Annotated in this window: 30 protein-coding genes and 1 pseudogene; 2 read left to right on the top strand and 29 right to left on the bottom strand. The window is 38.1% G+C overall.

All coding sequences use genetic code 11. The features are described from left to right. Window positions 1–87: 87 nt before the first annotated feature. Both AC3WTJ_RS23055 and AC3WTJ_RS23050 read left to right on the top strand, forming a co-directional pair. A pseudogene (locus AC3WTJ_RS23055) lies at window positions 88–945 on the top strand (YifB family Mg chelatase-like AAA ATPase); the annotation flags it as partial. 72 nt (window positions 946–1,017) lie between these two features. Beyond that, window positions 1,018–2,751 (top strand): recombinase family protein, encoded by a 1,734-nt coding sequence (locus AC3WTJ_RS23050; RefSeq protein WP_492523829.1) that lies wholly within the window; start codon window positions 1,018–1,020, stop codon window positions 2,749–2,751. Window positions 2,752–2,882: 131 nt separating this feature from the next. On the opposite strand, the gene AC3WTJ_RS23045 is transcribed toward AC3WTJ_RS23050, so the two are convergent. From AC3WTJ_RS23045 to AC3WTJ_RS22905, 29 genes are all read right to left on the bottom strand, one after another. After that, entirely contained in the window at window positions 2,883–3,608 is a 726-nt protein-coding gene (locus tag AC3WTJ_RS23045; protein ID WP_492523828.1) for a zinc-dependent metalloprotease family protein, read from the bottom strand. Window positions 3,609–3,788: 180 nt separating this feature from the next. Then, entirely contained in the window at window positions 3,789–4,391 is a 603-nt protein-coding gene (locus AC3WTJ_RS23040) for a M15 family metallopeptidase (RefSeq protein WP_492523827.1), read from the bottom strand. After that, window positions 4,388–4,612 (bottom strand): hypothetical protein, encoded by a 225-nt coding sequence (locus AC3WTJ_RS23035; protein ID WP_492523826.1) that lies wholly within the window; start codon window positions 4,610–4,612, stop codon window positions 4,388–4,390. Before AC3WTJ_RS23035 ends, AC3WTJ_RS23040 begins: the two co-directional genes overlap by 4 nt. Window positions 4,613–4,765: 153 nt before the next feature. Continuing rightward, window positions 4,766–4,945: a hypothetical protein gene (locus AC3WTJ_RS23030; protein WP_492523825.1), complete on the bottom strand. Its 180-nt coding sequence runs from the start codon at window positions 4,943–4,945 to the stop codon at window positions 4,766–4,768. Window positions 4,946–5,004: 59 nt separating this feature from the next. Next, window positions 5,005–5,547: a hypothetical protein gene (locus AC3WTJ_RS23025; RefSeq protein ID WP_492523824.1), complete on the bottom strand. Its 543-nt coding sequence runs from the start codon at window positions 5,545–5,547 to the stop codon at window positions 5,005–5,007. Between the two features lie 215 nt (window positions 5,548–5,762). Continuing rightward, the gene (locus AC3WTJ_RS23020) at window positions 5,763–6,053 is read right to left on the bottom strand and encodes a hypothetical protein (protein ID WP_492523823.1); all 291 of its coding nucleotides are present in this window, start codon (window positions 6,051–6,053) and stop codon (window positions 5,763–5,765) included. A gap of 61 nt (window positions 6,054–6,114) precedes the next feature. Then, window positions 6,115–7,122, bottom strand: a complete 1,008-nt coding sequence (locus AC3WTJ_RS23015) for a hypothetical protein (protein ID WP_492523822.1) — start codon at window positions 7,120–7,122, stop codon at window positions 6,115–6,117. A 173-nt stretch (window positions 7,123–7,295) separates the two neighbouring features. Then, window positions 7,296–8,456: an SGNH/GDSL hydrolase family protein gene (locus AC3WTJ_RS23010; protein ID WP_492523821.1), complete on the bottom strand. Its 1,161-nt coding sequence runs from the start codon at window positions 8,454–8,456 to the stop codon at window positions 7,296–7,298. A gap of 14 nt (window positions 8,457–8,470) precedes the next feature. Further along, a complete protein-coding gene (locus AC3WTJ_RS23005; RefSeq protein ID WP_492523820.1) occupies window positions 8,471–10,108 on the bottom strand; it encodes a fibronectin type III domain-containing protein in 1,638 nt (545 codons plus the stop codon). 81 nt (window positions 10,109–10,189) lie between these two features. Then, complete coding sequence (locus AC3WTJ_RS23000; protein WP_492523819.1) at window positions 10,190–10,537, bottom strand: hypothetical protein; 348 nt, start codon at window positions 10,535–10,537, stop codon at window positions 10,190–10,192. Between the two features lie 4 nt (window positions 10,538–10,541). Then, complete coding sequence (locus AC3WTJ_RS22995) at window positions 10,542–10,874, bottom strand: BppU family phage baseplate upper protein (protein WP_492523818.1); 333 nt, start codon at window positions 10,872–10,874, stop codon at window positions 10,542–10,544. Further along, window positions 10,875–11,000 (bottom strand): hypothetical protein, encoded by a 126-nt coding sequence (locus AC3WTJ_RS22990; RefSeq protein ID WP_492523817.1) that lies wholly within the window; start codon window positions 10,998–11,000, stop codon window positions 10,875–10,877. It abuts the gene before it with no gap. Between the two features lie 47 nt (window positions 11,001–11,047). After that, a complete protein-coding gene (locus AC3WTJ_RS22985; protein ID WP_492523816.1) occupies window positions 11,048–11,218 on the bottom strand; it encodes a hypothetical protein in 171 nt (56 codons plus the stop codon). A gap of 2 nt (window positions 11,219–11,220) precedes the next feature. Continuing rightward, on the bottom strand, window positions 11,221–11,607 hold the full coding sequence (locus tag AC3WTJ_RS22980; RefSeq protein WP_492523815.1) for a hypothetical protein: 387 nt from the start codon (window positions 11,605–11,607) through the stop codon (window positions 11,221–11,223). Window positions 11,608–11,621: 14 nt separating this feature from the next. Beyond that, complete coding sequence (locus tag AC3WTJ_RS22975; RefSeq protein WP_492523814.1) at window positions 11,622–12,167, bottom strand: hypothetical protein; 546 nt, start codon at window positions 12,165–12,167, stop codon at window positions 11,622–11,624. An 8-nt stretch (window positions 12,168–12,175) separates the two neighbouring features. Next, window positions 12,176–12,673, bottom strand: coding sequence for a hypothetical protein (locus AC3WTJ_RS22970; RefSeq protein WP_492523813.1), 498 nt, complete (start codon window positions 12,671–12,673; stop codon window positions 12,176–12,178). A gap of 17 nt (window positions 12,674–12,690) precedes the next feature. After that, window positions 12,691–13,236: a putative phage tail protein gene (locus AC3WTJ_RS22965; RefSeq protein ID WP_492523812.1), complete on the bottom strand. Its 546-nt coding sequence runs from the start codon at window positions 13,234–13,236 to the stop codon at window positions 12,691–12,693. Then, window positions 13,233–14,288: a baseplate J/gp47 family protein gene (locus tag AC3WTJ_RS22960; protein ID WP_492523811.1), complete on the bottom strand. Its 1,056-nt coding sequence runs from the start codon at window positions 14,286–14,288 to the stop codon at window positions 13,233–13,235. The genes AC3WTJ_RS22965 and AC3WTJ_RS22960 overlap by 4 nt, the downstream gene beginning before the upstream one ends. Continuing rightward, entirely contained in the window at window positions 14,289–14,720 is a 432-nt protein-coding gene (locus AC3WTJ_RS22955; RefSeq protein ID WP_492523810.1) for a DUF2634 domain-containing protein, read from the bottom strand. It abuts the gene before it with no gap. A gap of 14 nt (window positions 14,721–14,734) precedes the next feature. Continuing rightward, on the bottom strand, window positions 14,735–15,064 hold the full coding sequence (locus tag AC3WTJ_RS22950) for a DUF2577 family protein (protein ID WP_492523809.1): 330 nt from the start codon (window positions 15,062–15,064) through the stop codon (window positions 14,735–14,737). Beyond that, window positions 15,064–16,080 carry an XkdQ/YqbQ family protein gene (locus AC3WTJ_RS22945; protein WP_492523808.1) on the bottom strand — a complete coding sequence of 339 codons (1,017 nt, stop codon included), beginning with the start codon at window positions 16,078–16,080 and terminating at the stop codon, window positions 15,064–15,066. The genes AC3WTJ_RS22950 and AC3WTJ_RS22945 overlap by 1 nt, the downstream gene beginning before the upstream one ends. Window positions 16,081–16,088: 8 nt before the next feature. Continuing rightward, entirely contained in the window at window positions 16,089–16,511 is a 423-nt protein-coding gene (locus AC3WTJ_RS22940; RefSeq protein WP_492523807.1) for a hypothetical protein, read from the bottom strand. Window positions 16,512–16,523: 12 nt separating this feature from the next. Continuing rightward, window positions 16,524–18,359 (bottom strand): tape measure protein, encoded by a 1,836-nt coding sequence (locus AC3WTJ_RS22935; protein ID WP_492523806.1) that lies wholly within the window; start codon window positions 18,357–18,359, stop codon window positions 16,524–16,526. Window positions 18,360–18,557: 198 nt separating this feature from the next. Beyond that, complete coding sequence (locus AC3WTJ_RS22930) at window positions 18,558–18,950, bottom strand: phage tail assembly chaperone (protein ID WP_492523805.1); 393 nt, start codon at window positions 18,948–18,950, stop codon at window positions 18,558–18,560. Window positions 18,951–18,972: 22 nt separating this feature from the next. After that, window positions 18,973–19,398, bottom strand: coding sequence for a phage tail tube protein (locus AC3WTJ_RS22925; RefSeq protein WP_492523804.1), 426 nt, complete (start codon window positions 19,396–19,398; stop codon window positions 18,973–18,975). A 20-nt stretch (window positions 19,399–19,418) separates the two neighbouring features. Further along, window positions 19,419–20,486, bottom strand: a complete 1,068-nt coding sequence (locus tag AC3WTJ_RS22920; protein ID WP_492523803.1) for a phage tail sheath subtilisin-like domain-containing protein — start codon at window positions 20,484–20,486, stop codon at window positions 19,419–19,421. Between the two features lie 21 nt (window positions 20,487–20,507). Continuing rightward, window positions 20,508–20,921, bottom strand: a complete 414-nt coding sequence (locus tag AC3WTJ_RS22915) for a hypothetical protein (protein WP_492523802.1) — start codon at window positions 20,919–20,921, stop codon at window positions 20,508–20,510. Continuing rightward, window positions 20,914–21,342, bottom strand: a complete 429-nt coding sequence (locus AC3WTJ_RS22910; RefSeq protein ID WP_492523801.1) for a phage tail terminator family protein — start codon at window positions 21,340–21,342, stop codon at window positions 20,914–20,916. The genes AC3WTJ_RS22915 and AC3WTJ_RS22910 overlap by 8 nt, the downstream gene beginning before the upstream one ends. Then, window positions 21,342–21,695: a phage head closure protein gene (locus AC3WTJ_RS22905; RefSeq protein ID WP_492523800.1), complete on the bottom strand. Its 354-nt coding sequence runs from the start codon at window positions 21,693–21,695 to the stop codon at window positions 21,342–21,344. The genes AC3WTJ_RS22910 and AC3WTJ_RS22905 overlap by 1 nt, the downstream gene beginning before the upstream one ends. Between the last annotated feature and the right edge of the window lie 5 nt (window positions 21,696–21,700).

The raw sequence follows: 21,700 nt of genomic DNA, 5'->3' as shown, positions 1-21,700 counted from the left end.
AAAACGGATCAATAAGGAAGCACCTTTTATCCTCATGAACAGTAGCTGAACCTGCTGCTCTACTAAGGAGAGGAAGGTGTTTATTGTATGTACGGCAAAGTCTGGAGCGCTTGTTTGCAAGGAATTGAAGGAAAAACAATCGAAGTAGAGGTTGATATCTCCAGCGGTTTACCTCAAATGAACTTAGTGGGACTTCCGGATTCCGCCATACGTGAATCTGTGGAGAGAGTTCGTACGTCTATCAAAAATTGCGGATATACGTTTCCTATGGATCGAATCACGGTGAATCTAGCACCGGCAGACTTGCGCAAAGAGGGCTCCTCTTTCGATTTGGCGATTGCGGTTGCTATTTTACTAACGACAGGTCAGGTTAACAGTGAATTTTTACACAAGACCTTATTTCTAGGCGAATTAGCATTGGACGGATCACTTCGGCCTGTTCCCGGCGTGTTATCCATGACGCATGCAGCAAAAAAGTTAGGCATCAACAGAGTCTGTGTCCCTCTCTCCAATGCCTCTGAAGCGGCACTAATTGACGGCATGGAAGTTTGCGGGATAACCAATCTCTCCGATTTTAGAAATTGGAATCGGCAATCTCATCACGAGTATCTATTAAATAGTAATACGAGCAGTCAGAATGGATTTTCGACAATTTCCTTAATAACTCAACAGGATATCGAAGATTATGCCGATGTCAACGGGCAGCACCAAGTCAAACGAGCGATGATGATAGCTGCTGCAGGCATGCATAATATCTTATTAATTGGCCCTCCCGGAACCGGAAAAACCATGTTGGTAAAGCGCATGCCTTCCATTTTACCCCCCATGTCGGATCACGAAGCACTGGAAGTCACCAAAATCTACAGCGCCTCTGGCAAGCTCATAGATCGTTCCTCGCTAATGCGCACTCGATCATTTCGAGCTCCGCACCACACCATATCGGCTGATACATATACTAAAGGGGTAGCGAATATGCTATATTAATAGAGAGATATTACTATAATACTATAGAAGGATTTGGTCGTCATACAAAGAGTCGTACTTTTATCAAGGGTATCAACTGACAGCGAAGACCAACTTAACTCCCTAGAGACGCAGCAAATACAATTCCATGAGTTTGTAAAGGAAAACAATCTGTCTATCGCACCGATGGGGATTACATGTAAGAGAAAAGGCGACCACGAATATACAACAAACGGAATATTTGCGGAGGAAGGCCTCTCTGGGAAATCCATGAAACGCCGCGAAGCAACAAAGTACTTACTTTCTATCGCACATATGAAACAGTTCGATACAGTGATCGTAAAAAACGTGCCTCGTTTCGGACGTAATGCTAAAGAAATAGCTGAAAACTTAGAATTATTAGAGCAACACGGAGTCGGCGTATTCTTTCAAGATTTAAAAGTAAACAGTATGGATCGAAGCAAAAACTTTATGATTGGCTTGTTTGCTCAACTTGCTGAAGAAGAATCAAATGCTAAATCGATTTCTGTACAAGTAGGTATTAGACGAGCACAAAAAGATGGGAAGTTCACTTCTGCTACCCCGTATGGTTACAACCTAGAGAATGGGTATTTATACTTAAATGAAGAAGAAGCTTTAATCGTTCGCTTCATTTATTACTTGTATCATGACCAAGGATTTGGAACAGGTAAAATAGCTAGATTTTTGAATGAAAATAATGTACCTACAAAAAAGAATACTAAGTGGTCTCAGATACAGATTTCAAGATTCTTAGAAAACCCAATTTACACAGGGTTACAAATACAGCACGTAACTCAAATACGTAATTTCAAAACGGAACAGCGAGACGATATATCCCAAGATGAATGGATTAAACATCAATTCGAACGTTTACGAATAATTGATGATGAAACCTTTCGCTTAGTTCAAATTGAGAAGCAAGAACGCCTAGAAAAGTTTGGTCATTTAGAATATATTGACAAAAAGTATGTAGAAGACGATGGAATGACCATAAGGATTCAAACTAAGAAGAGGTTGTTACGCGGGACTGGAAGGCACAGTAACCAACATCTACTATCTAACCTTTTATACTGTGGTAATTGCGGTAACTCCCTAAAGAGGAAAAAGCGACATGGAAAACATAATGATTTAGGTTATGAATGGAGTTGTCGAATAAATGATATGTATGGAAGTTCAAAATGTGCATATCGAAATGCGTTTCCTGAGGAGTACATTATTGATGAAGTAAAATTTAATATTGAAGAATACAGGAAATTATTCGAACAAGCAGAAGAACATTACCTTAACAGGTATATTGATGTATACAAAAATAAAACTAATGGAATTGGCTCATTAGAGGATATTCGAAGTAAAATAGATATTCTTGAAAATGAACGCGAATCAAATTTTCAATTGTTTAATGCAAAATTTATTAATATGGATGAGTATGGGAAGCGTAATATTAAAATTCAGTCCAAAATAGACGAGCTTCAAGTCTCAATAAATAAGTTGAAAACAATTGAAGTCGAGATAGAAAATATCCGCCTTAGAAATAAGAGCTTCGTCAATTTGTTGTTGGAAATTGATTTTGATAATATGAACAATGCAATGTTACGTCGATTGATTGATAAAGTTGAAATCAAAACTTACGAGGCTGGCGAAATTGTAGATAGTCATACAAATGAACCCATACATCAACAACCTACTAAAATGATTAGAGTGATTTGGAAGTACATGGATACAAACCTTGATCAAATGACAATTGACTATTTCAACAGTTTGGGGTAAAAGCATAATGTGTCATAGTAAGAACTTTACCTACTTTACTTCTGACTATGACACATTTACCCCCCTCTCTTTAACACTCCTAGATGATCCTCACCTCTTTGTTCTTCAATGAAGGGAAGTTATAGGACGCCCTAACATTCTCCTACGAACAGGCTACTTTTAGCAATGCTTACTTGTGTTTTGTTAAGAATTGGTCTCTTAGCAGTTAATTTACCCCCATACATCAAATTTAATGGGTTGTTACTATGGAAATACAATGTTTTCGGATCTGATGGATCTAAACTATTATCAAAAAACAAAGCATGCCCTATCTCGTGTGCCAAGATCCACTTATTCTGCGGATGTAAGGCATCGGTATTGAGAAAAATGAAAATATATCTTCGACCATTTGCATTTATACCTCTTTTTATATAAGTACATCCTAGAGTTACACCATTTGGATTTGAGCCTGTAAAACGAGCAGTAGAGATTAGCACATTGATACTATAGTCATAGCTCTGATCATATAGATTATACGTAAGAATATTAGTCATAGCCCTATACATATCATCACTAGGATATTTATCACAAACTAAGCTGGTTAGAGTGGGAGTAGTATTTAAGTCATTAATGCCATAGACCTTAAAACCTATACCATACCTTCTCCATATTTGCTCAGCATCACTCAATCTATTACTAGCTAAGTTATAATAAAGCTTTCTTTGCTTTTCATCTAAATTCGATATGAAGTAAAGACCGATTTTAATACAATTTGTTATAGGAGGGGTTGCATTAATACTACGCCTAGGATTTATGCGTGTTTTTCTTATAGGGGCTAAGTGCCTTTGATTCCACCATATTTTACTTATGTCGTTCATTTTACATCTCCTTTACATGTCGCTGATGGTTGTATCCTATTGTGTGACATACAATCACGCAACTGACATGAGCCATGCTGTACAACAATTATGCTGCTGCGGAGAAACTTAATGCTATATGTAAAAGCGAGCTTTCCTTCAAAAGAAGGAGACAATGGCCGATCCCCAATTTTAAATACTCTATTCCTCTTTCCTACCCATAGCAACTCTCAACAGATTAGCCACACGATGAGTCTCATTCTGCACATCTACATTCCCATCCATGTCATGCCAATACTTCCCCATAATAGCCAGGATAAAATCCACGTCTTCATTTCTCATATTTAACACCTCATCATTTGATGGTCTCTTACCACTCAACAAGTCATTAATACTAAATCCAAACGTCATTTCTAAGTGTGGGTAGTCAATTAATGTTCCAGTCCAATCTCCACCCCAAGCAAATCCTAACCCCTTACCAATCTCAGCTACTCTTATCCATTTGCCATTTACAGTCCACAATACGGTATTACCGTCATCAGCAAGTATGGCATAGTCTAATGCCAATCCATAATTATGATAGCTATAACCAGCCTTTGCGTTAGTTACAATGATTCCTGAAGTAGTTCGTCCTTGAGCATACAAAGCTGCTTGCTCTTCCATTGTCCGTAACCCTTGAACGACGACAATGTTAATGCCTTCACTATATGCGGCTATAATCAATTGTCTTGCTTTCTGAGCTACGACTGGATGTAATTTACTAACTCTTGTTTCACTCTTTGATAGTACCTGAGCAATGTTCATAACGACCCACTCTTACCAGAGAACAAAGCCTTAATTGTATTGGACTCAATGGTAATTCCAAATACAGCACCAGAAACTAATGCAACAATTCCTGCCCAAAAATCCAATTCAGCATCAGGAATCATAACTAATCCATAGTGGGAAAAAATCTTATTTAAAATTCCAAGGCAGAACACAGCAAGCGAAAAATAGCGGATAAACTTTGTTTTATCAATGTTCATTTTTTTGATCTCCCCTTAATTTAAATTTGTACATAAAAAACAGGGCAAACCTCAGCATAAACAGCCTGAAATTCACCCTAAAAATTAACTCTCTAAAACAAAAAAGCCACTCCATTTTTGGTGGAGTGGAATCAGAATTTTTTTAAATGTTGCTTAATACGCAAGTGCTAATCTTTTTTGTGACGCTTCCGTACGTCTCACGGCCTCATTGTAAATACGGTCAAATTTAGCCATTGCGATTCGTCGTTGACCAGAAGGTTTTCGCTCATCTTGAATGATCTGGAGTAACTTTTGCAACTCAGACTTTTCTTGTATGGTTAATTGAGGTTGCATAATAATCATCTCCTTTCAAATCAACATTATACAGCAAATGTATGGAAAAATCTATTCAATTACTGCCCCTCATCAGAGCTAGCCGCAGCTGCCTCACTTCTCGCGTTTCCTACTGCTGCCGATGCAAGTTTGCTAGCCCTATCTTTAGACCCTTGTTTTAAATGTTCATCTTGTTTTGATTGAATATATGATAACCCTGCAAATCCTGCCAATAAAGAAGTGGAAATAACAACAAAGTCCGATGGAGTGTTAACAATAGCAAGACTACATTTTGCAATTATTCCAGTTCCAATTCCAATTAACATGTCCCCAAGGAAGCCTAAGTCTATTAGAACTCCCTCCTTTTCCTGACTTTTATGAAATCTTAGACCAAACAAAAAAAGAAAGAAATCTAAAACTATATAAAGCCATCGTAAGGGTTTTAACCAAAAATTTATGTCTTCTAGATATGGACCCATCTCATATGTTATTGAAACTGTAGGCATTTGTATTACTCCATTTTTTCGATAATGACCTATTACTGCACCGATGAGACTCATAACAATCGGGAGTCTAAATGTATCTAAAAACCCATTCCACGTAGTAATATCTATTGTTTCCACAAATTCCACTCCTAGTAAGTTGTTAATCTAGTAATTTCCTTATTATACCATGACCTAGGAATATTGAACCAGTAGTAACAGCTAGAATTAATGTGTTACTCTACAACCATCAAACCTTTGCAATATTTGATAATTCTACAGTTTGACCAGCGAGGAGATGGGTGGAGTCAGATAAATATTGAATCTTCCCATCAGTAATAAAACTGTGGCATACATTACTTCAATGCAACCACAATTGCAACAAATACAGCTGCAATAGCCGGTAGTAAGCCTAACCACACTGGCAAGTTATTTTTGTTAGATTGTTTATCTGCCTTCAAACTTGCAATATCGCGGTCACGAATCTCAAGCTTACTCTCCAAGATATCCTTGGTTACATAAGTCTCTTCCCGCATCATGACAATTTTCTTCAAGTCATAAATCAATTCTTTAATAGTTACAAGCTCAGTTTCTAAACGTGTTTCTAGTCTCATAATTCTTTCTTCAGTTGTTAGTTCATTTCCCACTTTTAAGCCTCCATTTCAATAAAAAAAGACACCCCCAGAAAGAGGTGTCATGTGACTATTCTCAACCTTTGAGAATAAGTTCTTTAAACCAAACATTTAGATCTTCAGTTTTCATATCATTCAATTCGGAATGATTTAAAATTAATGTTTGCATAAAAGACCTGATAAAAGAATCTAACCTCATTGATAACTGTTCGATATGTTCACTGTTTCTATGTCTTTTTGATAAATTTGATCCATGAACATACTTCGAACGAACGTCGTAGGATTCTTTAATAAGATTATAATTTTCTACTCTTTTATCTAAATCGCCCCCAACTAATTTTGCCGCTCTCTCTGAAACCTGGTGACTTAACTCTAAATCAACTTCCAAAATAGACTCTAATGCACCTATATAAGAGGCAATTTTTACAGGTAGAAACGATTGGCTTCTTGCTACTTGAATAAAACGCAAGGCTCTTGAAAATCTACCCATTTCACTATACTGCGTGCGAGCATCATTATTTCGGAATGACGCTTCTACACTAATTGCTGAAACATCGCCCACTTCTCGTATCTCCTCTTTACTTTGAGTTAAGTAAGCAGAGATTCTAATGAGCCAAGATACCGCTTCTTGAACTTCATCTTTTTTGAGTATTGTCTCTAAATACTTACCTGATGAAAGTGAATTATACATATTTTTTCTTTTTGAAAAGATGGATTGATTAGCATAGTCACTCAGAAAGGTTACCACCAGGTTTACACTGTTATCCTTAACAAACCAAAAAGATAGAAGAAGCCCCTGCACGATCCCCCAAAATTTTTCATGTGCATAGTCGAGATTATCAACAGTGCATTGTTCTGATAAAGTCTTAGTATCACTAACTCTAAATACAAAAGATGATTTCAATAACGATTGTGTTTCAATCGATCCAACATTCTCTATGAATCCTGGGTGAAAGAACTCCTTTGAAATGATTTCAGCATCTGAGTTTGATAAATAAATATCATCACCAATTGAGTAAAATCCTTGATCTTCTTCAGAAGGAATATTTAGATGTAATAAGCCGCCTACAATTTTGATAGTCAAACAAAACACCTCTTTACAGTTTGTACCAAAATTGTACTTCAAAGCTTGTTCATTTGCTAGTATTAGTCGGCTTATGAAACCACTCCGATGCAATAGTTATTGTTCCAGATATAGGATCTATTTTAACCAAGTCAGCCCCTCCTTTTTATCGCTTCACATATTCCGAAATTTTATCAATAGTTAGGCTGTCCAAAGACTTGTTGTATTTTCCCCAGAAGCAGAGTGCCTGTACGCTTCTTACCGTATGTGTTCGGATGAAGACCATCATTATTGAAGTACGTCCCCTGATTAACTTTATTTACCCCAAGTTCCTTATACAAATCTAGAAAAGGTAATGAATAGAAATTAGCGATAGCCTCTACCGCATCTCTCATTGTTTTCATACCTGTTCGCTCAGTACTCCCTGAACCATCTGTCCAAGCTCTTGGAGGGGAGATGCAAATAATGACCATTTTAGGATTCTTATTTAGTAATCCCTCAATAAGGGTCTGATAAGCGCCGTAGTAAGTATTTGTATCAAAGGTTGACCCAACAAGTTGAATCGTTCCTAACTGCGTAATTCCTGCAGTGACTTGCCCTTCGTCGTTTGTCCCACCCATGATTGTAGTGAGTTCAGTTGTAGATGGAACGTTAGCCACATCAGTCCACATACCACCAGCCCCAGACATCCTGCGACCATTGACTCCTAAATTAGTAACCACTGGGATGTTGATATATTCGCTTACCAAATCCCAAGCCCCACCAATAGTAATGCTGTCTCCTATCTTTACCCACTCGCCAATGGAAAGATCCCGTCTTCCATAGATAAGTCCACCTCTAACTCCAATTTGCTCTGCAGGATAAGATAATGAAATCACATTAGTTTGGAGTATGCTAAATACCAATAAACCACTATATGAAGATCCAATTGTTGTCTGAGGAACTACTTCAATTGTTCCGTTCCGCACACAAACGAATTGAGGATTGTTACTTGTTGTAAAATTAATTGATCCTGCATTTAGTGTTAGACTAGCATTGTAACTTGTGAATAAATTCCAAGTAGTCCAAGAAATCGTTAGTGCAGTAAAGTCAACTTTAAATCTAACATTCCCGCCAATAATCAAGTTCGAGGTAGATACTGTGCCACTAACTTGAGTCACCTTTAATGGCTGACCTTTGAAAAGCAGATCAGTACCATTATCAGTTATTTGTTCTAAAGTAGTCTTATTTGCTAATGTATCCTGACCAAATGGAACACCACCAAATGTTGGAATTCCGTTTGCTTCACTAATTTTATCAAGTGTGGCTTTATTGGGAGGATTGTAGCTACTACTAGAAGATGATTTTTCCCACATATGTAACCTCCCTCTTATTTAAGTGCATTGTAATTTTGTGTTAGTTCCGCTGTTGTCAAAGCACGATTATAGTAGCCCATGTTTTTAAATGTAACTCCAACCTGAGATACACCTGCGAATAACAGTGGTGATGTACTTGTGTCTATATAGAAATCAGCAGCTACATTAGTAGACTGAAGTAATACATTGTTTACGTACATTTTAATACTTGTGGAATCACGCATGAAAACAACATGATAAGGTACACTGTGATCAGTATAAGCAGTTGGTGATGTTGTGGCTTGTGGGAAATTGGCTGATCCTGTACCATTCCCATTTTTACCTGTGAGAGTGCCACTAAATTTACTATCGAATGATAGTTGAAAGTGTATTGCGTTCGGTGATAACCTACTGAAAATATTTACGGCTGAATTAGATGCAGATATAGGTTGAACGGTTGCGAAAGCTGTGAATTGATCTGCATTATGAAAATAATTATCTGGATTGGCAATTGTTTGGTTAAGAGTGGGATTGTCCTGATACAGTATTAAAGAGGAATCATTTACCTTACCTGTAACTCCCGCTGTTGTTGCTTGAACTGTCACAGCCGTTGACCTATTACCTGCTCCATCAATCGCAACAATTCTAAACGTATATGCAGTACTCGCGGTCAACCCTGTGAAGTTATAACTAGTCGATGATGCATTAATAACAGCACTTGCGACAGTGAAGTTAGTTCCATCAGTTGAGTACGCAGCTTCTTGAACTGAAACGTCCCCAGAACTGGAAAGCGTCCACGATGTTGATACACTATTGGCTGTTGGTGTTCCTGCCGTTAATCCTGTTACTGGATTTGGTGGAGTAGTATCAGCTGCTGAAGAAGTAGTTACCGTGGTGCTAGTCCCTGAAGCTACGTTACCTGCTGCATCTTTGGCCTTAACTGTAAAAGTGTATTGCGTTGCCGCTGTAAGCCCTGTGACGCTGTACGTTATTCCAGTAACAGTTGTCACCAAACTTGCACCATTATAGATGTCATAACCTGTTACAGCGACATTATCCGTGGCTGCTGTCCAAGTAAGCGTGACCCCTGTTTGTGTCAATGCACTTGTAGTCAGATTGGTCACATTACTTGGAGCTGTTGTATCAGCAGGAATAGCAAGTGTTGTTGCATTCACACTTGTACCACTCGCAGCATTTCCACTTCCGTCTTTAGCCTTCACTACAAATGTATAAGCTGTAGAAGCAGTCAATCCGTTAACGTTATAAGTGACTCCTGTCACGTTAGCCAAGAATGTCGATCCATTATACACATCATATGATGCCACATCACTCGATACAGATGTTGTCCAATTCAAAGTTAATCCCGTTTGTGTAATATTAGCTGTTGTTAAATTGGTTACATTTGCTGGAGGTGTGGTATCAGCACTAGATGGAGTTGTTACTGTAGTTTGTGTTCCCGATGCAATGTTATTTACTGCATCTTTAGCTTTCACAATGAATGTATACTGTGTGGCCTGTGTCAGACCTGTAACATTATAATTTGTACCTGTTACCGAACCTAGTAAAGTTGTACCGCGGTAAACATCGTAACCTGTACAATCTGAAGAAGCTGAAGCAACCCAAGTCAAAGTAACACCTGTTGCTGTGAGGTTTGAAGTAGTAAGATTAGTCACATTATCAGGAGCAGTAGTATCTACTGGAGGAGTGACTACTACACTACCAAATGCATATCTGCCATAGTGTCACTATTACAACTACTGTAGCCTTCCAAGCCTACTAGTAAAGGTAGGTAACTCATCTTCAAACACTGCACCTGCATAAACTTTATATGTATTACCAGCACCCTCACCGTCATTAATAGTAAAGGTCAGGTCGGCATTTCCGTCATTGCTAATTGTTAAACCGTCCATTGACTTAGAAAAGACCTTAGTTATAGTAGACGATCCGCTAAAAGGGTCTTTTGCAACAAGTCTCGTAACTTGCGTTCTATAGGCACCATTTGTACCTTGTACTACTTCCCAGTCTTCAATATCATCGTTCCAATATTGTGGAGCAGGCTGATTTTTTGCTTTCTTTAATGCTTTTGAAGGATCATATACCATTCATCTACACTCCTTTCTTCGTTCTTGATTCGAAATTTATAATTATGTATCCTTCGCTAGGGAACGTCTCTTCACTACCATCTTCATAAGTCACAACAAACTCAGCTTTCATTGTTCCAACTGTTGTTGTCTCTTCAGGCTCAAATACGTATGTAACTACTCCATTTGGAGCATCGAGAATAATTGCATCACTATCCACTAGCACAGTTCCATCATTGTACTTTGACATAACAAATTTGACCGTAGCGTCTGTTAAATCAACTACATCACCCTTTGGACTAATTAATACAGCTCGTGGTGCTCTCCTTGTGTCATTACATTTAAAATTTAATGCCACTTACTCCACCTCTTTTTTATCAGCTACAACTTGAGCTGGTGAGACAAACTGATAGATTGTTTCTACTTCAATAATTGAGAGGTCTATTGAATTCTTTACAGGCTCAAGTACAATACTATTGTCCATAGATTAATCTCCTTAAAATAAATAAAAGCCCCCAATTATAGGGAGCTTTACATTGTGATATCTGTTCGTTTTGCGATGATTTCAGCCTTAACGAGATTCGTGTCTACTTCAGATAAATTATAACTTGCCACAATATCTGTCATATCGCCTTCGCCACTGTCGTAACGAGTAATACATGCGTTCGCCATAATACGAACCTTATAAGCTACCATAGCCATTGTTAAATACCTCCCGATATGATATCCGCTGCAAACATTTCTAAATCTGTCATTCTAGACTTTAGGTCAGTGTTTTCAGCTTCAAGTTGTGTAATTCTAATTTGGTCTGGTGTAGGTTGAGGATCATTAGGTAAAGTCCCGAACGTAAATTCAATCTGTTTGTTATCTAAATTTACCTTATAGCCAATTGCATTCATAAACTCGTTACGAAGTTCCCCATATTCCAGTGTGATAACCCCAATGGCATTAGGATTTTTCCCTACTAAACCATCGTAAATCTCAAAATCTTGCTCAACTGTTGTTTTCACAACTTCGCCTTGCATTTCACTTGTTATAACCAATACATTCCCAGTAGCTAATTCGTAATAAATTTTTCTGCCAACAAACATAGTTTCCTCTCCTTTTATCCGTATGCAATCCAGTTTAATGTTGAATTAGATTGTATAACTGGAAGCCTAAATCCTGTTGCATTAACATATGCTGAGTTTTGAAAACGCACATAATAAGTTTGTACACCGCTTAAATGCGCCATTATATTACAAACAATGGCAGGATTTTGATTTAGATTGGAGCCTTCTAAGTACAGAGTGACTGCCCCTTGTTTATAAAGAAGAATCACTTTAGGTTGAAAAGTTAAGCCGCTAACTGTACAACTATAAAGTCCCTGATTCGTCATATCATTTGTGTCATAGTTACTTGGATTGTTGCCCGAAGTGACTGTACCACTTGCAACCAGGCCCGTATATGTACCAGAAACTCCAAAAATAGAAAGTCCAGCTCTAATGTTAGCAGCCACTAAATTTACATCGCCATATACCACACCTGAGCCTGAATGCTTACCTCCAACTACAGTTTGATTAAAGGTAGTAGGGGTATAGTTTACAGTTCCTCTGTCTACCATAGTCCCAGTAATTTTCGAGTTAACATAAGCTGTCTTCCCAGCTAACATATCTCCTGCTACAGCTGTTGCATCTGAGCTAAAATCGCATTGATTTTTGCTGCCAATTGTGCGAAGGTATCAGTTCCGCTCGCGGCTTGATTTTTGCCAGTAATAGCGGCAGCAACCGTATTTTTCCCACTACTGACAGAGGACTTTAAACTGTCTATCTCAGCCTGAACCGTTGTGCTTCCAGTGGCGGTAATTTCTGTAGCCGCATGACCATGAGCAGAAGGTGGAAAGGTTGTCGGCTTTCCTGTGATATTAGTCCATGTTATAGCAGGAATTGCACTAACTGCTGCTGTTACAAAAGCTGTTGAAGCTGCCTGAGTTGTATTTGTTCCCGCTGTTGCTGTTGGTACTTTGGGGGTTCCCGTGAAATCTGGTGAGGCTAGAGGAGCTTTAGTAGCTAATGCAGCATCAATAATATCCATATTACTATTGATAACATCAATATCTGCTGTATCAGTGGCTTTCGTCGGTTTTACTAAATTATAATTAGGAGTATTTGTAGCCATCTATTTACCTACCTTTCTTAAAAAATGTTGCCTTGCATAACTTGATCCCATGTATAAGCAGACAATTGATTCCAAGTCTTAGTCGCAGCTTGATTCCAACGATTGTATTTGAGTACATAATTAATGCTTAAATGTGCGGGAACGATGCTCCGCAAATTCTGTTTTAAATCATCGATATTCGTTGGAATCCCTGTTATATCCGTAAACGTTATCGTGACAGTTCCATTGTCAAAGCCTAAGTCAATTGTTCCACCAGTAAATGCATTTGCCACGTTTTTTATTAGAGCCGCATTCACAGTTCCAATACCTCTTGATTTAGATATAATGACTTCTCTACGCTCTTGGAAAGTCTTAGACGTATCTGTCGTAATACCTAGTTGTTTTTCGTAAATTTCCAGTCCCCAAGTCGCGGTGTTAACAGATAAATTACTAATGATATCATCGATACTGTCTTGTCTTTGATTGATAAGTTCTGCGTCAGCAGTGAATATCTCTTTATAAACATTACTTGTACGCTGGAATAACTGGAGGCGATTTAGTAAATCTTGTGCAGTTATTGTCATGTTACAGTCACCGTACCCAGAACAGGAACTTCATTAGTTGCAATAACGATATTCGATGTACCTCCATTAACGGTTAACGAATTATAGTTATCAACACCTTCCGCATCCAAAATTGCTGAGCCAATTTTTGCATATGAAGCTGAGTCCTTAATGAATGTAATTTCCTTTAGATATGCAGTAATTGTATCCCTGATATTCGTTGTTACTGTCGCTAAGGTATAGCCAATTCTTAAATCGACGTCGACAACGATATTAATGTTCTTAGCTACTGCTGATTCAACAGTCAAAACGGTTCCTATTGGTGCTTGACCTAAGCCAATTCCTGTTGTACTTGAATCAATAAACGTCTTTACGTTATTAACTACTGTTGGACTGGCAGGTTGTTTATCTGAATTGATGATTACTAATTTGACAGTATTTGCACCATTCCAAGATGGCAGTACTTTCACGTCACCAACACCTGATACGGACTTTGCCCAGTTCGAGAATGCCCCTTGATTAGCACTTGTTGCAGGATTACGTAAAAACTCATAATACCTTTTGATCAAGTCGCTATCGGATTCAGCGTTAAAACCGTCTGTAGTTGCATTCGGATTTGTTACAGCCGTAAACCCTGTAAGGGTGATAGGAAATAATGTGATTGTTCCACCTGCGACAACACCCGAACTTCCTCCAACAACAGCTTCAATTGCAACGTTCCCACTTGTTGTAATTGCTTTTGTTTCTGTTGCCTTAAATCTAATTCCCGAACTTGTCTCAAATAAATCACCAATATTGATGATTCCTGTACCCGCCACTGTAACTGAACCTTTAGCTGCTACAGCACTGTCTCTTGTCAATCCAGTACGCTCATTAACTCTAGTTTCCAACTCTAGTCCTGTTAGGTTATCAATTAGCATTTTATTCCTTGTTTCTTCTATGCTTGTGTCAATCAATGCTAATTTTTCTGCTACTGGTGCTAAAGCATCATATATGGGAGAGCCATCGCGTTTATCATATTTAGCGTCAACAAGCGATAAGAGCAAAGTTAAAATTTCATCTTTTGTTGCCAATTATATCGTCACCTCTGTCATTCCATAGATACTGTTAACCACAAAACTAACAATTAAAATATCTCCATCTTGCTCAAAGTCAAAGTTATCAAAGCTTGTTATTGTCTCATTTTGTAGTAAGCACTCACTAATCATACGTTCCATTTCGGCTTGCTTATAACCCACATGAAACGTTGTTCCGATAATCGTAAAATGGTCAGAACCGTAGTTTGTTCCCTCATAGATCAAAGCATTCTTTGCTGTCATTAGCGCTTTTTTAATCCAGATTTTTAAATAGTCTAGTCCAAATACTTCAACTAATTTACCGTCTCTTAGTTTAAAGTCGCCTAGATCAAAGTCCCAGTCAAATGTTACGTGTACCGTTTTTGATTCTATGGCCTGTTGATCTGTTTCAACATTAAATTCCAATTGTGCTATTTGCGGAAGACTCATTTTAAACACTTCCTCTATAAAACATCGATTAAATAAAACATCTTGTAATTACCATCCGGTATAACCATCACCTTATCACCAATTGATAAGTCTATTTTCCACGTCAGTGTCTCGCTGATAATGCTTCCACTTGTATTCATATATCTATTTGGTATGAGATGGCCTGTCGAATATAATTTAGGCAGAAACAGTTTGTCAGACTTGATGAGAATCCCATCTCCCCATTTAATGGTTAGAGGATTTGTTTCTACTACTTCACCGATTTGTGGTGCTGTCGATGGTGGGTTCATATTTTGTTTGTACATCTCAACAATTTTATCTGCTAAGCGGTCTATGTTATTCATTATTTCACTTCCTCAGGATACACAAGCTCTAACGACATAGTGTGTATTTGGTTCGATACTTCATGCTTACATGTTTTAATCATAAATGTATCATTCATGCCTGTTATAGGTTCGTCAACCACGAACAATCTACCAGCTTTAAACGATGCATCACCCATCAATTTAATAGTGTTTGATTCGTGTATCTTGCCAAGTCTTTTCAACAATATCCTCGCGACTTCTCTTGATTTCGCTGAATCTTCTACATCAATTTTTACCGTTTCCTCAAGTAATCCATAGTGACTAATCAATTCTGAATCTTGTTCAATTGCTGTCGTGACATACGAAGCCTTCTCTTTCTCCTTATGGTCAAGTTCAACAACAACTTTGATTCGATTCCGCATATCTTCAATTGATCTAGTACGTTCTGCGCTTAATGGATTGGAAAGTACATCAACAGACTCAAGATTATCGGCAAGCGTAAACGTACCCTTTATAATCAAATCTTCCAATGGTTCTATGTACAATTTACCTTGACGTAACTCTGCCACATACCGTTTTCCTGTCTTCTTTCCTTCCGCATTAATAATTTCATCAATTATATGAGCAGGAGATTTTTGGACATAAATCTGTTCAACAATTGAGCGCATCGTAGCAATACCACCGATTGGCATTTTAAAGTCATTCAGTACTTTCTTGATAGCTTCATGAGCCACAATGCCATTAAACTGATAAACACTTGTTGATCTACCCAAGTACCAAGCGTAATCATAGGCAGTGTACTTAATTGCTGATCGCCCCGACTTGCTTTCTCTCACAACGATTCCTCGGTTTACTTCCTGATCGTCCTTCATGTAAACCACCACATCGCCTACGTCAACAGGATTAACGGGGAAGAATGGTGTATCGCTCCAAATAATCTCAAACTCCATCACTGACATAAGGGAAAGATTAGAGTCCCATGAAAAGCTGCCCACAATTGGACTAATATCATACGACTTTTCGCCATCGTTTTTTATCAATAATATTTTAAACATCACTGTGACTACCTGTTAGTTGATACAAACGGGAACTCTGTCATTTCAAGAGTATAGTTGGTATCCCCATCCTGTTTTTTATTGCATTCAAATTTATCAATTGTAACGGCGAGGTTGACGTTCTTTTTCCCAGACTCGACTATTACGAGGCGAATAGGATACCGTCTATCCCGCCATTGTTCAATTTTATTAACGTAACTCTCACCAAACATTGACTTATTTTGATCAAATGGATAATTCTTACCTTCGGCAGGAAAGAATGAGGAAATTGATATTTCTTTTAGTCCTCTTGTACCAATTATCTTTAGTGTCTGTTGCAAACCTTTAGTCTGCTCGTTATCAAATGGACTTGAAATGTCATAGCTCGGAGGAGATACGGGAAGTTGTATAACTTCCTCATTGTTGTTAATCGAGATAAATATTTGTATCACTATTTCACCCCTTTATGTCGTTCCATATAATTGTCGATCAATCCGGCCAAATAACGAATCTGCAATATCTTCCGCACTCATTGCTTCTTTGAGTGCTTTCGTATTCTTACCTGTTGCTCCTGTATTATCTGAAGTTGCTAGAGTATTATCATTAAGAGCAGAAACTAACTTGTCATCGCTTGCTTGCTTCTTCTTGTCTCTCTCAGCTTGGGCTTTCTTAGTTTGTGCCATTATACTATCATCACTAAACTTGGCTCCGCTAAAGTCTACTTTAGGTAGTAGATTAAACTCACTATCCCACTTCGGTTTTTCAGCATTAGCTAAAGCTCCACTAAAATCCACCTTCCCAATTCCGCCAAAGGATAGTTCGGAGAGATTCAAATCTAAACCAGCTTTGCTTGCAAGTTTATTTGCGCCGCTTATTAAGAAATTAATTCCAATTAGAGACTTATCGACCATTGAGTTAACGAGACCAATAAAGGAATTAACACCTACTTGACCTGCGCTGATGATCCCGTTCCATATAGATTTACCAGCAAACTCAATAGAATCCCATGCAAATTTATAAACTCTAAGCATGAAGTTTGCGAACTCTAAATATTTATTAACACCCCACTGCGCTGCATCTACAACCGTATTCCATGTATTCATCCCAACAAGTTTGACTTGTTTCCAGTTATTAATCAGATATGTCCCAGCAACGATTGCAAGGCCAATCAACGTCACAATAACACCTATTGGGTTTGCGCTCATTGCTGCATTCAATCCTAATTGTGCTGCTGTCTGTACCCATAAAGCCGCTGCATATGCCAAAGTGTAAGCTCTAACTCCAATTACAATCGCTTTATAGGCCACAAAAGCTCCAACAATCCCATAGACAATAGGGCTAATCGTACTCCAGTTGTTGACAACAAAACTTCCAACTTCCCAAATAGCCGTTCCAACCTCTTTAGCTTTGTTGTACACATTCAATAGTGCGGAAGAGGCTCTGTTTCCCCATTCCTGTAAACTTCCATCTTTACTCATTTGCTTAATCGTGTTTTGTACGCCTTGTAAGTCGTTTTTGATCGTGTTGAACAAAGGGAGAGAGATGCTGGCTAAGCCAATGCTCATACTTTCCTTCATATTGGCTATCGTATAATCCCAAGTGTCCGACATTTTCTCCATCGAACCTGCGAACCGTTCATCTAGTCCTTTTACTAAGGCAGGAATTGCATCATTAGCAAGTAATTCACCTTGCTCCCCCATTTTCATGAGTTCAGCAGTTGATTTGCCCATTTGTTTAGAGAGTAACTGCCAAGCAGGAATACCACGCTCAGCTAACTGATTCATCTCCTCTGCACTAACCTTACCTTTTGAATTAATCTGGCCAAGAGCAAGTGCAATACCTTCCAACTGATCAGTATTACCCCCTGTAGCCGCAACTGCGTTACCTAGACTGTGCATGATAGGTATAACCTGATTTCCTGCAAAGCCCATCCCCAACAGTTTCTTTGCTGAGTTTTGCAATCCAACAAAATCAAATGGTGACTCTAAAGCTAATGCCTGTAAGTCAGAAACCATTTTCTTAGCTTTATCGCCTGACTGAAGTAAGATTTCAAATGACATAGCAGACTTTTCCAGCTCTGCGTTTGTCTTCAATCCAAGCCCAACCGAAGCTGTTCCTAAAGCTCCGAGAGAAGCAGATGCAATTTTTGCACCTGTACTGATGCTTGACCAAGTTTCGTTTGCTGTAGTACGTAATTCTCTTAAATTTCTTCGATAATCGAGAGTGCCCCTATTGATCCTCGCCAATGTACTTGTAACCGTTTCGCGAAGTGTCATTCGGGTTTCTACGGTTCTTGTCATTGTTTCACCTCGCTTTTAACCAAAAAAAGAGAACGGATTATTTATCCGCTCCCCATCTCTTTGCTTCTTCTTCATAGTAAAGCATCATTGAAACCTTAAAAAAGTGTTTGGTTAAGTCATCCATTGATAACAAATCAGACAGCGGTTGTCCACGATTAATAAAATGGTGGATCATATACAGTTCGCTGTCTGATTGGATTAGTTTTTTAGTTCATCTTCAACCTTTTGTACACCTTTACCGAATCCTACAAGTTTCAAAATATGATCGCTAATAGATGCTACTTCCCCTGCATCAAAAATTACATCTACTACATCAATTGGACTAAACACACCAAATCCCTCTTGTAATTCCTTAGACTTGAGATTCGGTTCAACTACACATTCGTAAACAGCATAAGCGTCCGCTTTATTATCTCCTGCCTGTGCTTTTGCGACAATTTCAAACGCTAATTGTCGATCTGGAGCTTTAATAATAATTTCTGATTGAAGAGAATCGATATATAATCTAGCTGTCTTATTGCCCTTGTTTTTCAATTCATCTTTACGTTTTAAGATTTCAGCAATCGTTAGTACCTTACTATTATTAGACATATAATCACATATCTCCCTTTATTTATTGATATCTAGGTTCGCCAGCAAATCCAAAAGAAATGTCCTCTTTCACGATACCACCAGTTTCAAATTTTAGTACTGGGATGTCACCAGTAAACCATACATTGTCGATAGCTACGCGAATTGCTCCATTTGCAGCATCCTTATCATCCAATTTGGCAATGATTTGCGAACGTACATCAACACCTCTGCTAAAAGCGTTGACCAACTTCTGCCCGATACGATTATTAATCTTTTTGAGAGTCATTTTACCTGTACCAGCTAAACCTTCAAATTTACTCTCGTCATACACTTGACCAACAAAAGTCACATCTGAACGTTTGATGGAGACAACTGCCTCGAAACTCTCAATTTCTGCTAGTTCTTCACCATCCCACCACACACTACCATTTTTACCGTGGATTACTCTATTACCTGTGAGTGCCATCTATTTATATTCCCCTTCCATTAAACACTAATTTTAAATTGCAAATCTTCAACACTGTCGAGGAACTTGAGTGTGCCACCAAGAAACACATTAGACTCAAATGACTTTTCTTTAATCTGTGCATCCGTCAGCTCACTTGTATTTGTTCCTATAGACTCCCACGCTTGTCGCTGTTCTTCTACGTCAACTAATACGAAATTGTCTGCATTTGGATCAAGAACTGCACCCAACAAACCTTTCAAATAGGCATTTACTCCAGTAATGAATAGAACTTGATTATCGTAGGAGTTATTCATCATTCCTACATAGTTATCATTAAATGTTGTAACGATATCATTTTTGATTAAATCCATGCCTTCAACAATCTTGATTTTGCTGAATTGTTTTGACTTTGAAACAGTGAACGTTGTCAGGCTGTTCACGCCTCTTGCGATCTTAACTTTGCCGTTATCGTCTTGTAATAAAATTAACTTTCCTGCATCAATGGCTGCATCTGCTGCGGCTTTGTTCAAAGCAGGGACACTAATAACTTCAGGTAATACAAAGAATGTTGCGCTGCGTTCTAGAGAAAGTCCAGCAAGGATACCTGCAATACGTGCGGAATATTGACTAGCTGTGTATGTGCTGCTGCCTACGACAATATTATCTGTCGCAAAATTAATAATTCCTTCGTGGTCTGAAATGCTATTTGGCAATACTGCTTTAAATGTTTTACTGAAATCATCGCGTTCGGATTTTACCCATGTCGAAATACTTGCAACAGATCCTGTTGCAATACCTGGCACTGCAAGGTAGTCAAATTTCATTGTTGCCAATGTCGCTAATTCGACATTGTAGTCCGTAGCGGCGACAAGGCCACGAACAACAATCACCTTGTTAGGCGAGCCAAGAAAAGCATCAGTAATGTAACGAAGATTTGTTGCTGTGTAATCAGTACTATCAACATCTGTGATTGCACTATATTGTTTAACTGTGAAAGTTTTATCAGTGTCATCACGCAAAATAAGCGCAACAATACCCCTTGCTGATCTCTTTACCGCGGAGGTTGCAAGACTACTAAATGTAATATTAATTTCGGGAAGTCCCATGTTTTTAATTCATCCTCTCATTTATAACCTATCGAATGTTTTGTTTAATTGTTCAGTTACAATTTCAACAAAATTATCACTAATTTCCCGCTCTGATTTCTCGAAAACCTTTGCACCTTGAACAAATCCATGTTCAACACCATTTTTATCAACGATACGATGCCCATTTTCTATAAGAAACTTCTTCTTGTCGGTTGAATAAACCCTTACATTCCAACCGTTATCATCCCAAACTTTACCTCGTTTAATCGATTTATAATATTTCCCTGTATGTTTTTTAACCAATTGACGTGCTTTCTTACTGACAATATTCTTCGCTTTATTACCTACACGTTGCATCATTTGTTTGGACTGTTTAGGAAAATCTGTCTCTAATTGACTAAGCGTTCTATTCCACTCGTCTAATTGGCTAAAATCCAAATCAAAATCAGACATTCAAGTTCAACTCCTGCATCTTAGGTAAATCTTGTTCTCCATCAGGTAGAGGTTCCTCGTAGTACTCTATACTAATATCGAATTCAAGAACCTTATCAACTATTTGATGCTCAGTGTTTAGAATTGGAATGACACGATCACCAATTGCTAGGTCTTGGTCGAATAATTCCTCTAATTTCTGCTGGAATTCTAAAACTTCAAGGGAGTATTTGTGCCTGTCAGTTGGGAAAAAGTAAATGCGAATAGTCATAGAACGAATGCTATTGTACCGATATGATTCACGATGAACGTTGTCGAGAGTCACAAAGAAACTAGGACGCTGAAACCCTTCTTCAACATCGGCTTCTTGAACATCGACAGTCGGAAATTTGGAAATTAGCATGTCAGTGATTCTTTTTACAATTTGCTTGTAAGTTAACATTATCCAATTACCTCCTGTACGAAAATTTCAAGCTTCTCATTGTTAAAATAAGGATCGAGAATATAACTAATGTCGAAACGATGACCTTTAAACATAATGTGCATATCACTTTTTTTCTGCTGTTGTTGATATGCTTCCATAATTGTCTTAGAGTATCGACAAATTATTTTATGAGTTACATTGGTTAGCATTGTCTCCACTTGTTGTCTCTGCATATTACCTGTCTGGGGAATAATCTCAGCCCAAATAGTTGCTATCAATGAATCTGTATAAGATGTCTGATTCAGCTCATTTTTGCCCTTTACTTTGCCATAAATGTGTATTTTATTTCTCAATTTACCTGCTTCTATCATTTGCT

This window comes from Paenibacillus sp. FW101-FHT12H11 (genome assembly GCF_058790355.1).
This window is presented reverse-complemented; position numbering and strand designations above follow the sequence as displayed.